Source organism: Allobosea sp. P2_B12 (assembly GCF_056404835.1).
The window spans coordinates 501,853-517,544 of record NZ_JBFUDG010000001.1; the positions used below are offsets into that span (position 1 = coordinate 501,853).

Genomic DNA, 15,692 nt, shown 5'->3' on the forward strand with positions numbered 1-15,692 from the left:
GGTCCCCTCAACCGACCTGCATCATATCACCGAACATACACCGTAATCTTGCGTGACATCACCGGAGGATTATGGGGCGTGTGCGTGTAATCGCCGAGAACCAGCTGCAGGGTGTGCGTGCCCTTGGGCAGCGTCACCACCACCTCGGTCTGGCCGTTGCCGAGATGGATGTTGTTGTAGTCGGAGGGGATCGGCTGGTCGGCCGGGCCAGGCTCGGTGTCGATCAGCAGGTGATGGTGCCCGGTCAGCGGTTTGTCGATTCCCGCCGGGGCCACGCCCATTTCCTTCAGCCCGATGCGGACTGTGAAGCGCTCGGGCACGCGCAGGCCGTCGAGCGGATAGTGGAAATAGACCAGCGCACCCTTGGGAGCGGACTGGCGCAGGGCTGACTGGCCAAAGGCGGTGCCGGCCAGCGGCATCAATGCAGCTGCCAGCAAGACAATGGCGCGCCAATAGCGCAGCGACGCGATGCGCGACCGGGCGAGCGAGCTTGCGATCGGAGTGTCGTGCTTCATCGACGCCTCACCGGTTTCCTGCCATTCGGCGCGACCAGCACCGTGATGCGCTCCGACATGATCGGCGGATCATGCGGGACGTGGTTCTCGTCGGCGAGGATGAGCTGGAGCGTGTGCTGGCCCATCGGAAGCGTGACCTTCCGCTCCGTCTGGCCGCCACCGAAATGGATGTGGTTCAGATCGGCGGGAATGGCCTGGTCGAGCGGCGGGGTCGGTGCGTCGATGATGAGGTGGTGGTGACCGGTGTTCGGCTTGGCGATGCCGGCGGGCGCCACGCCCATATTGCGCAGGCCGAAGCGGATGGTCGAGTTCGGGAAGATCGCCTCGCCGTTGCGCGGATAGACGAAATAGACCACCGCGTCGTTGGGGGCCGGCGTCAGCGCGGGCTTGCCGCTCGCAGGCGCGGCTGCGGGCGCGGCGGGCTGGACGGCGGAGGCGACCTGCCCGCCCTCGACCACGCGCACGCGGATGCGCGGCGACATCAGCGGCGGATCATGTGGGACATGATCATGGTCGCCCATCAGCAATTGCAGTGTGTGCTCGCCGGGCGGCAGCGTCAGTTCGGCCTCCGTCTGGGCGCGGCCGAAATGCAGATGGTTGAAGTCGCTGGGGATTTCGCGGTCGAGCGGCGGCAGCTCGGTGTCGACGAGGAGGTGGTGATGGCCGCCATTGTCGCTCTTGGTCCCGGCCGGCGTCAGCGTGATGCCCTGCGCTCCGAAACGGATGCGGGAGCGGGGCGGGATCGTGGCGCCGTCGGCCAGATCGACGAAGAAGACCCTGGCGCCGGGCGCGGCGGCGGAGCGCGGCTTCTCCTCGGCCTCGGCCGTGACCTCGACGGTGATCTTCTCCGACATCACCGGCGGGTTGTGCGGGACGTGGTCGTGATCGGCGAAGAGGAGCTGCAGCGTGTGCTTGCCCGGGGTGAGCGCGATCTCCGCCTCGGTCTGGCCGCCGCCGAAATGGACATGGTTGAAATCGCTCGGGATCGGCTGGTCGAGCGGCGGCAGCTCGGTATCGATCAGGAGATGGTGATGGCCGGCGTTGCGCTGCGGCGGGCCGGCGGGAGCGACGTCCATGCCCGTCAGGAAGAAACGCACCATCAGCTTGCCCGGCACGCGGGCATTGTTGGGCAGATCAATAAAGCCGAGCTTCACAGTCGCAGGAGCCGTGCTGCGCGCTCTCGCCCTTTCCTGGGCGAAGGAGGGGCCCGGCAATGCGCTGGCGAGAGCCCCGAGACCCAACGCCAGAACGGCCGGCACGAGGCAGAGCCGAATTTTTCGCATCGGCTTGTCCCTTTCGCGTGCTCCACTATGCCGAAAGCTACCAGCGCAGTGCCGTAGGGGCAAGCTGATAACCGGAGCTTGCGCTGTTGCCTGTCCCTTGCGGAACAGCTTGTTCGGTCTGGATTTTTGCAAGGTGCTGCGGTAGGTTTCCCTTAGGAAGGGCCCCATGATCCTCGTTGCCAGATTTTGCGCTTTGATCGGCCTCGCGCTGCAGTTGCTGGCGGTGCCGGCGCTGGCGACGGAGCGCCGTGTCGCGCTCGTGATCGGCAATTCCGGCTATAGCAATGCCCCGGTCCTGCCCAACACCGTCAACGACGCCCGCGACATGGCCGCCTCGCTGCGCAAGGTCGGGTTCGAGGTGGTCGACGGCGTCAATCTCGACAAGCGCGGCATGGACCAGGCGGTGACGCGGTTCGCACGTCTGGCACAGGATGCCGACGCAGTGATGTTCTACTATGCGGGCCACGGCTTCCAGTTCAACGGCGAGAACTATCTCGTGCCGGTCGAGGCGCGGGTCGAGGACGAGATCAGCGTCCAGTACGAGACGACGCGGCTGAACGACGTCCTGACCGCCCTGAACTTCTCCAAGGGCGTCAAGATCATGGTGCTCGACGCCTGCCGCAACAATCCGTTCGTGAGCCAGCTCGCCAAGCGCCAGGCGACGCGCGGCTTCGCCGTCGGCAGCGGTCTTGCTCCCGTGGCCCGGGCGCAGGGCATGGTGATCGCCTATGCCACGCAGGCCAATGATGTCGCCGCGGACGGCATCGGCCGCAACAGCCCCTTCACCGCCGCGCTGGTGCGTGAAATCGAGCAGCCCGGTCTCGAGGTCGCGACGATGTTCCGCCGCGTTCAGAAGAGCGTCTATGACGCGACCAGCGGGCGCCAGACGCCTGAACTGTCGCTGTCGCTGCTCGGCGATTTCTATCTCAACCGGGAGGAGACCGACAGCGACGTCTGGCGCCGCATCCGGTCGAGCGACGATCCCGAGGTCTACAAGGATTTCGTGCAGCGCTATCCGACGAGCTTCTTTGCGATCGATGCACGCACCCGGCTCGACCTGATCGAGCGGCGCGCGACCGAAACCAAGGAACGCGACCTCCTGGCGCGTGAATTCGCCGAACGCGAGAAGGCGCTGCTGGAGCGCGTCGAGCGCGCCGAGGCGATCCGTCAGCAGGCTGCGACCGATCTCGCCAAGCGCCAGACCGAGGCCGCCTCGCCGGCGCCGACGGTGGCCCAACCCAACCCGGCGACGCGACTCCAGGCGCCGGCCTCTGGCACCGTCAGGCCGGTCGATGTCGCGGCACGCGCGGCTCAGGACAAGGCCGAGCGCGAGCGCCTGGCGCAAGAGGTCACGCGGCGCGAACGCGAGCTGGCGTCGCTCGAAACCGAGAAGCGCCGCCTGGCCGATGAGCGCGCTTTGTTGGAGCAGGCGATGGCGGCGCGGATGGGCACGCTGACGATGTCGTCGCCGCTTCAGCCGAACCTTTCGCTGAATGCTCTGCCGCCGCCGACCGAGCGCTCCCTGATCGATCGCCCCGTGGGCGAGCCTGCCATCATCGCGCCGCCCGCTGCGCCTCCGCGGGCGCAGACCGTGCGGACGCAGAACCCGAGGGCCCCGAGCGCGGCGACCTGCAGCGAGATCCTGCTGCGGGCGCAGCTCGGCGAATTGACGCCCCAGGCGAAGGAGCAGTTGCAGCTGTGCCGCTGAGCTTGCGATCGCCGCGGACTGACCGTGCCGGGCCGGCTCGTCCGGCGCCCCGCCCGCTGAACTGACTGGCAGACAAATCCATGTGGTCGATGCTCCGTCGCCGTGATGCCCGCCAGCCGGTCAGGGAGATTGCCCTGATGGCGATGGCCTTGATTGCGATCGCCGGATCCGCAAGCGCGCAGGCGCCGGTGCCGCCGACGCCCGTGCCCTATACGGAAGCCCTGCAGCGGGCCGCGAGCGACCTCTTCGGCAAGGCCAATCTCCGTGCGGACCGGGTCGAGCTGGTGATTGATCCGCTGATCGACGGGGCGTCTGGTGCGCAGTCGGCGGCGACACGCGCGATGCAGAAGACGCTGACCGAGATGGTCCAGGCCTCCTTTCCGCGCTTCGTCGTGCAGCCTTTCAGCGCCGAGGTTCTGGCGCGCGATCCGATTGTATTGGTCGGTACGCTGACGGCGATCACCAACCAGGGCGGCGACGGCCCGCGCGATGCCTACCGGATCTGCCTGACGCTCGCCGATCTCAAATCGCGCACCGTCGTCTCGAAGGGGGTGGCGCGCTCGACGCTCGACAATGTCGATGTCACCCCGACGCAGTATTACCGCGACTCGCCGGTCTGGGCGAAGGACCAGGCGACCGACGCTTATGTGAAGACCTGCCAGGGCACGCCGCTCGGCGGCACGATCGACCCGGCCTATGTCGACCGCCTGACCGCGAACGCGCTGATCAATGACGGCATCGTCGAATACGAGGCCCAGCATTTTCGCGAGGCACTGGCCTTCTACCGGACGGCGCGGCGGCTTCCCGGCGGCGACCAGCACCGCGTCCGCATCGGCACCTATCTCGCCAATGCGAAGCTGGGGCGTCGCGACGATTCCGTCGAGGCCTTCGGCGACATGGTCGATTACGGGCTGAGCAGCGACCAGCTCATGGTGAAGCTGCTGTTCCGGCCCGGCACGACCCAGTTCATCGACAATCCGCAGACGACCGAGCCCTATCCGATGTGGCTCAGCCAGATCGCGACCCGCGCGCGGCAGAAGGGCGCCTGCCTCGAGATCGTCGGCCACACCTCGCGCACCGGCATGCCGCATCTGAACGAGCGTCTTTCGGTGATGCGGGCCCAGTTCGTCATGGACCTGCTGCTGACCGGCATGCCGGACGGGCGCAGCCGGATGATCGCCACCGGCCGGGGCTTCAAGGAGAACGTCGTCGGCACCGGCAAGGACGACGCCAGCGACGCGCTCGACCGCCGCGTCGAGTTCAAGGTCATCGGCTGCTGAGCGGAGCCCGGCCTCGGCACTCCTGCGAGGAAGGCGCTTCAAATGCGGGCGGTCCTTCAAATGAAGGAAGCGCGGCGGCCGGTGTCGCGCTCGGATGGCGCCGGTGCGATCGAGCGGATGACAAGGCAGCGACGATGAACGACACGGCCACGAACCCCTATGATGCCGTCGCCTATCCAGGGCATTCCTTCTCGCAGACGCATCCGGCCAGGCTTTCGACGATCGCGCATTTCCACGGCATGGAAGCAGCGCGTCCATCGGCCATGCGCGTGCTCGAACTGGGCTGCGGGCGGGGCGGCAATTTGATCCCGATGGCGGCGCAATATCCCGACAGCCGCTTCGTCGGCATCGATCTGAGCGGCAGCGCGATCGCGCATGCCAGGATCGCGGCTGCGGAGATCGAGCTCGGCAATCTCGTCTTCCACCATCGCGACATCATGGATGTCGCGGCAGAGCTCGGGCAGTTCGACTACATCCTCGTCCATGGCGTCTATTCTTGGGTGCCGGATTTCGTGCGCGAGAAGATCATCGCGGTTTTCGGCGAGTTGCTCGCGCCGCAGGGCCTGGCCTATGTCAGCTACAACGCGCTGCCCGGCTGCCGGCTGCGCGATCTGGCGCGCGACGTCATGCTGTACGCGACGCGTGACATTTCCGATCCGCAAGAGCGCGTCCGCGTGGCGCGTGCCTCGCTCAAGGCCTTCGCCGAGGCGAGCGACCCCGCCAGCTTCCATGGGGCGGCGCTGCGGCAACGGCTGGAGCAGCTCACCGACCTGCCCGACAACGTGCTCTATCACGACGACCTGAATCCGGGAGCGCGGGCCTTCGCCCTGCACGATGTTCTCGGCTCGGCGCAGCGACATGGCCTGCAGTTCCTGGCCGAGGCCTCCTTCCCCAACATGTATGGCGCTGCCAAGGGGCCGGCGCAGGCGATGCTGGCGGAAATCCCAACCGAAGAGGCGGCGCACAGGGAGCAGTCGCTCGACCTGCTGATCGGCCGCGCCTTCCGCGAGACGCTGCTCTGCCGGGCCGACATCCCGCTGCGGCGCGGCATCAAGCCCGGCGCGCTCAAGCCCTACCACCTCGCAGCGAACTCCCGTCTGGTGATGGAGACGGAGGGCGAGGAGCAGAAGCCGGGCGTCGACCGGTTCGAGTTCGACCAGGGCGTGCGGCTGTCGGTCGATCTGCATCTGTGCAAATCGGCGCTGCGCCAGCTCAGCGCGGCCTGGCCGGCCAGCATCGCTTTTGAGGATCTCGTGGCGCGGGCGGTGGCGGAGGTGGGGGATGAACTCGGGCCCGATGTCGAGGCTCAGATCGAGCGGCTCGACGAGGCGCTGATCGCGATCTTCAAGGCGGGCCTGCTCGACATCACGCTGGAGGCGCCGCCTTTGACGACCGTCGTCGCCGAGCGACCCAGGGCGAGCGAGGTGGCGCGCTGGCAGGCGACGACGACGCGGGAGGTCACCGATCTGCGCCATCGGATGGTGGCGCTCGACGGCGTCATCGTGCGCAAGTTCGTCTGCCTGCTCGACGGCTCGCGCACGCCGGAGATGCTGCTGACCGATCTCAACGCCTTCCTCGACGAGGCCCATGGCTCGGGGGCCAATGTCGGCGACCTGCCCAGGCGGGCCACGGCCGAGGAGGTCGCGATGCATCTGAAGGACGTCGCGCGGCTCGGCTTGCTCCATGCTTGACGGGTAGGGGCTTCAGATTGTGCCAGCCATCCCACGGGCGTATCCTGACGCAGCGGCACGCGCTGGCGATACCGTGTCGCGGGAGTGCCGGTGCCGCGGGCTGCGCCGGCCCGGTTGGTGATGGCCGATGAGCGAACGCTTCAAGCAGTTCCAGGCCGTGTTTCCCGAAGAGGCCTGCCTCAATGCGCTGATGCGCGCGCGTCACGGCGGCAGCGGCATGACCTGCCCGGCCTGCAGCCGGCCCTCGACTTTCGAGCCTCGACCGAAGCTGCGCGCCTTTTCCTGTGGCCACTGCAACTACATGATCCAGCCGGGCGCCGGCACGGCCCTGGACAACCGCCGCACCCCGCTGCAGCTCTGGTTCTTTGCGCTCAAGCTGATCTCCGAGCAGGGGGCCAAGGCGGCGACGGGCCTGATCGAGCGCGAGGCGAAGGTGCCGGGGATCACGGCGCGGCGGCTGGTCGACGATCTTGTGGCCCTCGAGGGGCAGGGGCTCGGCTGGTTCGATGCGCTGCGCCGGCTCGTCGCGGGCGAAAAGGCCGTGCCTGCTGCGCCTGTGGCGGGCAAGACCGCGGACAAAAATGCGAAAGCCGAGCCGTCGAAGGCGAAGGAGGCGGGTGCCAAGCCGCCGCCATCCGCCTTCGGACAGGCGCCTGCCGGCACGCGGCAGGCGTCCGGGCGGATGATGCTGATCGGGCTTGCCGCCGGCACCGTCTGCGTCGTCGCGGCCGTGCTCGGCATCGCAATGGCGAAGCTGAAGCAGGAGGAGGCGCCACCGGACCCGGAGATGGTCGCGATCCTGGCCGCGCCGGCACTCCAGACCGCGGCGCGGCCGTCGCTGATCCTGTCCTCCGTCGAAAGCGATCTGGAGGCGGCGCGGCAGGCGACGGAGTTCGCGCTCAACAACGATCCGACGCTGGCGGCGATCAAGGAGCAGGCCGCCGCGCCGGTGGAGCAACCCAGCGTGCCGCTGGCGCTGCCGCCGTCGAACATCCTGCTGGTGCCGCCGAAACTGTCGCCGGGGCAGGCGATGTCGGGACCAAGGTCGCAGATTCCGAAGGCGCCGATCACCAGCAGCGGCGATCCCGAACAATTGCTGACCTTCGGCCCGATCAAGATCCGCCGCCATCTCGTCGATACGATCGTGCGGGCCGGCAAGGTCGTCGGAGCCGACCCGACGCTGCTGATGGCGGTCGCCGACAAGGAATCCTCGTTCTCGACCTCGGTCCAGGCCAAGACCTCGTCGGCGACCGGGCTCTATCAGTTTATCGAGCAGACCTGGCTCGGCGTCGTCAGCGAGTTCGGCGTCAAGCACGGGCTCGCCGCAGACGTGAAGCTGATCGGACGCAACGGCCGGCAGTTCTTCGTTTCGGATGCGACGGAACGGCAACGCATCCTCGACCTCAGGCGCGAACCCTATCTCTCGGCGCTGCTCGCCGGCGAAATGCTGAAGCGCGACACGCTCCGGCTGGAGAAGGCGATGGGGCGCCATCTGACCGGTGGCGAGATCTACCTGATCCATTTCCTCGGGCCGGATGCCGCCCAGACCTTCATCGAGACGATGGAGGAGAAGCCCGACATCAAGGCGGCCGACCTGCTGCCGCGTCCGGCGCAAGCCAACCGGCCGATCTTCTATGCCGAGGCCGGGGGCGAAACCAAGACGCTCTCGGTCTCCGAGGTCCACAAGAAGTTCAACGACATGATCAAGATCCGCCTCGACCGCTACAGCACGGTGCGGCCGGGTGCGGCACAGGCCATCGCCCGCCCGCCCGTCAAGAAGTGAGCGAGCGGCGTCGGTAAATTGCAGCAACGGATGCCTTCGGTGATCGCCGAAGGCCGACCAACAGGGAGAGACAGACGATGGCAGCCAACCGTTTCGAGCAGGTCGACGAGGCACAGGCCGACGCGATCACATTGACGCTGATCCAGAAGGACGGCGAGACGCTCGGCCGCATCGCCTGCCCGGCGGAGCTGGCCGGCGGCCATCTGGTCAACGACTTCGTCAGCGACGAGATGGAGCCGAAAGAGGCCTTTCGCTCGGCGGTCAGGCTCGCCAACGAAATCCAGGCGCCGATCGTCGTCGAGGATGCGGAAGGGCTGTGGCAGGACGACTGGGGCGTGCTCTATCGCGAGGAGGATTAGCGGCGAAGGCGGGAGCCGCCGGCCGTCAGTCGATCCGGAAATACCTGACGCCGATGCCGATCCTGCCGCCCTGACGGGCGACATCCTGCCTCAGGCTGGCGAAGAAGTCGCTCGACGGCGTCGGGTTTGGACCTGACAGCGCGGGCAGCGGCGCCTGGCTGACGAAGGTCAGGACGGTCTGCGGGCGCGTGCCGCCGCCGGCCGATTCGAGCTTGAGGTTGAAGCTCGCCCGGCGGCCATCGCGCCTGAGATAGCTCGCCAGATTATAGACCAGACCGTCATCGCCGATCAGCACGACGGCGACATTGCGGCCGCCGTCATTCTCGACAGTGCCGCTCAGCACATCGCCGCTCTTCATGTTGAAGGCGTTGATCTGCAGCCGTGGCGTGCGATCGACATTGTCGCCGAGCTGGCGCAGGAAATCGGCCATCGGACATTGCGCCGCCGTGACCGGGCGCAGATGGATCTGGGCCTCGAAGCCGTGCGCGCCCTTGAACGCGGTGTCGAAGGCGACGAAAGGCTCGGTCGCATTGCCGAAGCCTTCGAGCACGGCCCGCTTCTCGGTCAGTTCCGTCGGCCAGAGGAAGAAGCAGGGACCACCGTCATAATTGGCGATGTAGTTCTGGATGCGCTCGACCTGCGTGCGTGGCTGAGAGTCCGGCGCCGGCGGAGCCGGCGTCGGAGCGGGGGTGGGCGTCGGGGCAGGGATTGGCGTTGGAGCCGGAGCAGGGATCGGCGGGGGTGTCGGTATCGGCGGCGGGGTCGGAGTCGGAATGGGCTGCGGTATGGGAGTCGGCGCGGGCGTCGGGGCTGGGACCGGAGCCGGGGTTGGCGTCGGAGCGGGAGTGGGAGCTGGCACGGGAACGGGTGTCAGGTCAGGCACCGGTACAGGGGGGGGCGTCGGAGTCGGTTCGATCAACTCCGGGCCCGGATTGACCGGCGGGGCGGTACCGACCTGCGACTGCAGCATGGTCCAGCCAAGATAGCCACCGCCGCCCAGCAGCACGAGCGCGGCCAGGGCGGCGATCGTCCGGTTGGCGCCTCCGGACTTCGGGCCGGCAGCAGCGGCCGGTTTCGGCTTGCGGTTGAACGCCGTCTTGGGCTCCCAGGCCGCCACCTCGGACATGTCGCCCAGGCGGTCGGCGGGGTCGGCTGCGAGCATGCGCGTCAGCAGCGGCTTGATCCGGGCATCGACCGCCGAGAGATCGGGCACGCGGCGGCGCTTGTCGAGGATCTGGACCTGCGTGCCGCCCATGTCGAGCGCCTTGCCGGCAAGCGCCTCGGCGAGCACCAGCCCGAAGGAGTACATGTCGGAGCGGCCGGTGACGTCGCCGCCATAGAGGCCGAGCTGCTCGGGTGAGACATAGTTGTATTTGCCGGCGAAGCCGGAACCGATGACCGTGCCTTCGCCCAGGACGCTCGAGCGGGCGATGCCGAAATCGATGATCTTGGCCCGCGCCATATTGCCGCCCGGCAGGATGATGTTGTCGGGCGAGACATCGCGGTGGACAATCCCGAGCAGATGGGCGGCGTGGAGGCCGGGCGCAATGCGCCGGCGCAGCACGTCGACCTCGTCGAGGCTGAGCGGGCCCTGCTTGATGCGCTCGGAGAGAGGCTGGCCGTCGACGAATTCCATCGCAAGATAGGGCGACTGCGTCACCGGATCGATGGTGAAGACGTAATAGCGGACGATCGCCTCGTTATAGAGGTTGTGGAGCGCAGCCGCTTCGCGCCGGAACAGGGCGAGCGCAGCTTCGTCGCGCGCCATTTCCGGGCGGATCATCTTGATCGCGACGGCGTCGCCGGTCTGGATGGCGCGGCCCTTGTAGACCTCGCCCATGCCGCCGACCGCGATCAGGCGCTCGACCTCGTAGATGCCGTTCAGCGTCGTTCCGGCGGAAACGGCTCCTGCACGCGGGGCAAAGACGGTGCGATCGGCATCGCTCATGGTGCGTCGCTCCCCTGCATGCGCATATTGGGCATCCACTGCGTACTCCCGGTGTCGTCCGCATGATAGCGGACGATGATGACCGTGACGTTGTCGCGCGCACCGCGCTGGAGCGTCAGCGCCAGCAGGGCGTCGCAGGCCTCCTGCGCGCCGGCATCGCCGACGGCATGCAGAATCTCGTCGTCCTGGACATGCTCGGTCAAGCCGTCCGAACAGAGCACGAAGACGTCGTCGCCCGCGATCTCGCCTGAGTCGAGATCAAGCTCGGGCATGTCGTGCACGCCGATGGCACGGGTGATGACATGCCGCCGCGGCGAGAGCTTCGCCTCCTCAGGTGTCAGCACGCCCCGTTCGACCATGTCCTGGACCTCGGTATGGTCGCGCGACATCTGCGTGATCTGGCCCGCGCGGACGAGATAGATGCGGCTGTCGCCGGACCAGACGCATGCGAAATGCCGCTCATGGACGAGCAGCACAGCCAGCGTCGAGCCCATCGGCGCGCCGCCATTGTCGCTGATGTGCTGGCGCAGCTCGGCATTGGCCTGGAGCACGCCGTCTTCCAGCCGCGCCAGCAGGTCTGGCGCCGACTGGGCCGCGCCGATGCGCTCGATGGCGGCGGCGACCGTCGCGCTCGCCAGCGCCCCATTCTCATGGCCGCCCATGCCGTCAGCCACGGCCCAGACGCCGAATTCCGGCCGGACGACCAGGTTGTCCTCGTTGGCACTGCGGACGCGGCCGACATGGCTGATCGCGCCGGTCTCAAACGGGGCGGTCGCACGGCTGAGGTCGGTCATGGTCCGGCTCGCCCCTGTTGGAGGAACGCATCGAAACGGCCGGTCAGCAGGCCGGCGAACAGATAGGGGTCCGGCAGGCCGTGGCCGACCAAGGCGAGCGGCTCGAAATTGTCGCCGCCCACGGTCCAGAAGCAGGTCGAATGCGCATAGGCGCGGGCATGGTCCTCAACGCGCAGCGCCGCCAGCCGCTCGGGAAAGCCCTGGGCGGAGCGGGCGGTGACGATCGTGCCGTCAGACAGGCGCACCATATCGGCGGGCGGCGCCGCGAGCAGCGCGTCATTGGGCACGGGCAATTGCGAGAGGCGCAGCGAGACGGCCTCGAAACTCGCCTCGGCATCGAGCGCCTGCAGCAGGAAATCCTCGATCTCGCCGTACCAGGCATCCTGCGGATCGAGCTCCGGATGCGGGATGGCGCCGCCGGGTTCCGCCACCGCGAAAGCCGTCAGCGGGAAATAGCGGCCGATGCCGTCAACCGAGGGCATGAAGGCGCCGGCCACCGTCTGGCCGCAGAAGGCCTGGCCGATCCAGAAGCGCCAGATCGGCGCGTTGAGGAAGGCCTGCTGCCAGGCCGCGCCCATCTCCAGCCGGCTCGCGGTCAGCCCGCCCTGGAGCCAGGCCTCGTAGACCTTGAGAAAGGCGGCCGGAGCATTCACGGCGATGAAGTCGCGCTTGCCCGGAAGCTTCCCGAACAATCCACACGCCATCGCCTCAGATCCCGGCCGGGCAGCGGATGTCCCGCAGGGCAGGCAGGACGAGCGGGTTCTTCAGCGAGCCGACGCCGAACTGGTAGCCGACCTGGCGGCCGCCGCCCGACAGCGTCAGACCGACATTGTCGCCCTGCTTGAGCATCGAGCCCGCGTCGAGCATGCGGAAGAACGACCAGACGCCGTTGGCCTCGAACAGCTTGGCCTCGCCCGAAGGGGCGCTCGGCGTGTTGGAGAAGAAGCCGCCGCCGAAGGCGCCGCCTCCGCTCGCGCCGCCCAGCGTCAGCGTCACCGCCGTGCGGGCGATGCCCGCGCCGGGCCACATCACCGGCACCGGCGTGTTGACGCCCTGCTGGCTCGCCACGGTGAAGCCGTTGATCTCGAGCTTGGCGCTCGCCGCATCGGCCGAGAGCGCGGTCGGCACCACGATCATCTGGAAAGAGGGCAGGTTGCCGCCGGTCGGGAAGAAGGCCTCCTTGATCTCGCTGGCGCGCTGGAACTCGCGCAACGTCGTCGGCGAGAGCGAGCGGGCGACGCGGCTTTCGACGCGCCAGGTCCATTGCGCCTTGGAGCTGTCGACATAGGGTTCGAGCCGCTCCTTGTAGAACTTGTCCATGATGCCGCCCGGCGCGAAGAGGCGGGCGAAATCCGCCAGCGGCACCTCGCGCGCGCTCGCCTTCACGAAGGGGTAGCGGTTGGCCATGACCTCGGTGCAGACGCGGCTGACCTGGTCGCCCAGGGCCTGCCGCAGCAGCGCGACGGTGGCGCCCGTGGCGTCGCCCTCGAAGTCGTTGACGGCGGAGACCACCATGCCGTCGAAGGGCGCCGGATAGCGCGAGGAGTTGGCCCGCAGCGACGCGATCAACGGAACCAGCGCCGCATTGGCCGCTGCCGACTGGGCCGGATTGGTCGCGGCGATGGCGAGGTTCTGGTTGATCTCGGCCAGGATCTGCAGAAGCTGGTCGACCGGCCGGCGCCCGAGATCGCCCTCGACCAGAACATGGAACGGCTTGAATTGGCTCTCGATATTGGCGCCGAGCGCCTCGTTGCCGCCACCGCCGAGGACGCGCTCGACGCCCGGCGCGCTGAGCGGCAGGTTCGCTCCCAGCCGGCTCAACGCGTCTGTGGCCCGCTTCTCGAGGACATCGGTCGCGGCGGCGGCTGCCGCCTTCCGGGTCGAGGGGCGCTCCTTGGTCAGCTGCGTCTCGTCCCTGACCGATTCGAGGATCTGCTTAAAGGGCGACGTCGCGGCGGCCATGGCGCTCAGCGCGACATATTGCGGCTTGTCGGCATTGAGTGGGCGCAGCTTGAGGCGGCGCAAGGTACGCTGCCAAGAGGCGACATAGTCGCGGCTGTAGAGCTTCAACAGATCCTGAAACAGCGTCGCATACTGCGCGATGATCGCCTGCTGGTCGGTGTTCTCGCCCAGCACCCAGCGTTCCTTCTCGATGCGGTCGCCGATGTCACCGAGGCGATCGACGAAGGCGTTCTGGAAGCCGTCATAGGTGTAGAAATAGGGCACGCGGATCGCGTCGAGATCCTCGCCGCCGACGCCCTCGAAGGCGAGCCTGACATCGGAGCCGCCGCGTCTTGCCGCGACCCAGTCCTTCTGGCTCTGCGAGCGGGCCTGGGTACGCAGCAGCTCATAGGCGCGCTCGGCGATGCTGAGGCGGCGCAGCGTGCGCTGGCTGTTCTCGATCAGGGATTGGTTGAGCCGGACGATGGGCTCGTTCGCGCCATCGTCCAGATCGAGCATGGCGACAAGGTGCTCTTCCAGCGCCTCGCGGCCCTTGGCATTGGCTGCGCCGGGGAAGAGGTTCTCGGCCCAGTCGAGCCGCATCCAGGAGATTACGAGGTCGCGGTCGAGCTTCGCCTGGCCGCCAACCATCATGTAGACCTTGAGCCCCTCATAGACGAAGCCGGGATTGTTGGCGTTGGCCTCGAGCTGCTCCTCGAGCCGGAAGATGATGCGCGAGCGCAGCATCCGCTCCAGCGCCTGCTGATAGGTGATCTCGCCGGCGTTCTGGAGCCGGTCGCGCTGGCTCAGGCCGAAGGTGGCGGGGATCGGAGTCGGGTCGGAGCGGGTGGCATAGCCAGCCGGCAGGTTGCGCAGCTTGTGCAGCAGCGGCAGCACGCGGCTGAAATTGCGCTCCGAGATCGTCGTCTCCTGCAGCACCGGGGCTGCACTGCTGCGATAATCGGAGAGGCCGTAATTGGTCGCGGTGATGAGATCGCTGTTGCGCGAGAAGCTGGTCCACCACAGGCCGAGCGCCGCCAGCGAGAGGAGCGCGACGGTGGCGAAGCCGGCGACCCGCCACATGGTGGTGCGGCGTGTTGCGCCGAGATCGGTCGAGACCCAGCCGGCCTCGCCGATGATGACCTTCTGGATCAGGTCGGTGAGGAAGTAGCTCTTGCCGCGGCCGGAATAGGAGCCGGCGCTGGCATGCTCGCTGCCGAAATTGCGCGAGAGCGCGCCGATCAGCTGGTCGATCGGCGTTCCCTCCTGCGTGCCGGAGGTGAAGTAGAAGCCGCGCAGCGTGGCGTTGGCGTGGTAGCGCGTCGGCTCGAAGACACGGTCGAGGAAATCGACGACGGAACGCTTCAGCGTCGCCATCTGGCTCGGGAAGCCGAAGATCTGGGCGCGCGCCGTCGGATTGGCCTCGTCCTGGAGCCGGTCGGGCAGGCGTTCGTTCAGGCGCTCGATCAGCGCGTCGTATTCGGGCGCGACGTCGCCGATCATGTTGCGGGTCTTGTCGGTGGTTTGGAAGGAGTGGCCCCAGACCATGCGGCGCTGCGGCTCCGAGAGCGCGCCGAAGAATTCGTTGAAGCCGGCGATCAGGTCCGACTTGGTGAAGACCGCATAGACCGGGAAATCGACCTTCAGCCGCTCGTTCAGTTCGAGCAGGCGGTTGCGGATGGCGTCGGCATGGGCGGCGATCTCCTCCGGCGAGGAGGTCAGCAAATCCTCGACGCTGATCGCGACCATGACGCCGTTGATCGGCTGGCGCGGGCGGTTGGTCTTGAGCAGGTCGAGGAAGGCAAACCAGCTCGCCTTCTCCGCCTTGATGTCGGTGTCCTGCGTGGTGTAGCGGCCGGCCGTGTCGATCAGCACGGCCTCTTCGGCGAACCACCAGTCGCAGTAACGGGTGCCGCCGACACCGGCGACGGCGGCAGGTGCCGCGCCGCCGCGCGCGAGCGGGAATTTAAGCCCGGAATTGACCAGCGCCGTGGTCTTGCCGGCGCCGGGCGGGCCGATGATGACGTACCAGGGCAGGTCGTAGAGATAGTCGCCGCCGTCCTTGCCGCGGGCGCGGCGCAGGGTCGCGAGCGCATCGCGCATCGCGCCGGAGAGAGCGGCGCCGTCGCCGGTCGGCTCCTGCTTTTCGAGCGCGTCGCTCAGCGCCGCCGTCGCCTTGCGGCGACGGATGACGATCACGGCCATCCAGGCGATGCCGCCGATTGCCAGCAGCAGCACGATCGGCAGGCGCACCCAGATGGAGTCGAACGGCCTGACGTCGCCAACGGCCAGGAACGGCGTGCCGAACCAGATCAGCAGGCACAGCGCAAGCGTTCCGATAAAGATCGCGCCGATCCTGAGCCAGGTCGCGAGGTTCATCTGTTTGAGCC

11 protein-coding genes are annotated in these 15,692 nt (G+C 67.8%); 5 read left to right on the forward strand and 6 right to left on the reverse strand.

The annotated features are described in order from the left end of the window. Positions 1–26 precede the first annotated feature (26 nt). Together AC1DYU_RS02465 and AC1DYU_RS02470 are read right to left on the reverse strand one after the other, a co-directional pair. Positions 27–515 (reverse strand): DUF4399 domain-containing protein, encoded by a 489-nt coding sequence (locus tag AC1DYU_RS02465; protein ID WP_476790255.1) that lies wholly within the window; start codon positions 513–515, stop codon positions 27–29. Continuing rightward, the gene (locus AC1DYU_RS02470; RefSeq protein ID WP_476790256.1) at positions 512–1,798 is read right to left on the reverse strand and encodes a DUF4399 domain-containing protein; all 1,287 of its coding nucleotides are present in this window, start codon (positions 1,796–1,798) and stop codon (positions 512–514) included. The genes AC1DYU_RS02465 and AC1DYU_RS02470 overlap by 4 nt, the downstream gene beginning before the upstream one ends. 166 nt (positions 1,799–1,964) lie before the next feature. Between AC1DYU_RS02470 and AC1DYU_RS02475 the strand changes: the two genes are divergently transcribed. From AC1DYU_RS02475 to AC1DYU_RS02495, 5 genes are all read left to right on the forward strand, one after another. Then, positions 1,965–3,506 carry a caspase family protein gene (locus AC1DYU_RS02475; protein WP_476790257.1) on the forward strand — a complete coding sequence of 514 codons (1,542 nt, stop codon included), beginning with the start codon at positions 1,965–1,967 and terminating at the stop codon, positions 3,504–3,506. A gap of 137 nt (positions 3,507–3,643) precedes the next feature. Continuing rightward, positions 3,644–4,786 carry an OmpA family protein gene (locus AC1DYU_RS02480; RefSeq protein WP_476790258.1) on the forward strand — a complete coding sequence of 381 codons (1,143 nt, stop codon included), beginning with the start codon at positions 3,644–3,646 and terminating at the stop codon, positions 4,784–4,786. A 134-nt stretch (positions 4,787–4,920) separates the two neighbouring features. Continuing rightward, positions 4,921–6,477 (forward strand): class I SAM-dependent methyltransferase, encoded by a 1,557-nt coding sequence (locus tag AC1DYU_RS02485; protein WP_158486003.1) that lies wholly within the window; start codon positions 4,921–4,923, stop codon positions 6,475–6,477. Between the two features lie 127 nt (positions 6,478–6,604). Further along, positions 6,605–8,260 carry a transglycosylase SLT domain-containing protein gene (locus tag AC1DYU_RS02490; RefSeq protein WP_476790259.1) on the forward strand — a complete coding sequence of 552 codons (1,656 nt, stop codon included), beginning with the start codon at positions 6,605–6,607 and terminating at the stop codon, positions 8,258–8,260. 77 nt (positions 8,261–8,337) lie between these two features. Continuing rightward, entirely contained in the window at positions 8,338–8,619 is a 282-nt protein-coding gene (locus AC1DYU_RS02495) for a hypothetical protein (RefSeq protein WP_476790260.1), read from the forward strand. Between the two features lie 25 nt (positions 8,620–8,644). Here the strand turns inward: AC1DYU_RS02495 and AC1DYU_RS02500 are convergent, their stop codons facing one another. The 4 genes from AC1DYU_RS02500 to tssM are packed head-to-tail and all read right to left on the reverse strand — an operon-like array spanning position 8,645 to position 15,681. Then, positions 8,645–10,567 carry a serine/threonine-protein kinase gene (locus tag AC1DYU_RS02500; RefSeq protein WP_476790261.1) on the reverse strand — a complete coding sequence of 641 codons (1,923 nt, stop codon included), beginning with the start codon at positions 10,565–10,567 and terminating at the stop codon, positions 8,645–8,647. Beyond that, the gene (locus AC1DYU_RS02505; protein WP_158486005.1) at positions 10,564–11,361 is read right to left on the reverse strand and encodes a PP2C family protein-serine/threonine phosphatase; all 798 of its coding nucleotides are present in this window, start codon (positions 11,359–11,361) and stop codon (positions 10,564–10,566) included. Before AC1DYU_RS02505 ends, AC1DYU_RS02500 begins: the two co-directional genes overlap by 4 nt. After that, complete coding sequence (gene tagF / locus AC1DYU_RS02510) at positions 11,358–12,065, reverse strand: type VI secretion system-associated protein TagF (RefSeq protein WP_476790262.1); 708 nt, start codon at positions 12,063–12,065, stop codon at positions 11,358–11,360. The genes AC1DYU_RS02505 and tagF overlap by 4 nt, the downstream gene beginning before the upstream one ends. A 4-nt stretch (positions 12,066–12,069) precedes the next feature. After that, on the reverse strand, positions 12,070–15,681 hold the full coding sequence (gene tssM / locus AC1DYU_RS02515) for a type VI secretion system membrane subunit TssM (RefSeq protein ID WP_476790263.1): 3,612 nt from the start codon (positions 15,679–15,681) through the stop codon (positions 12,070–12,072). Positions 15,682–15,692: the final 11 nt, after the last annotated feature.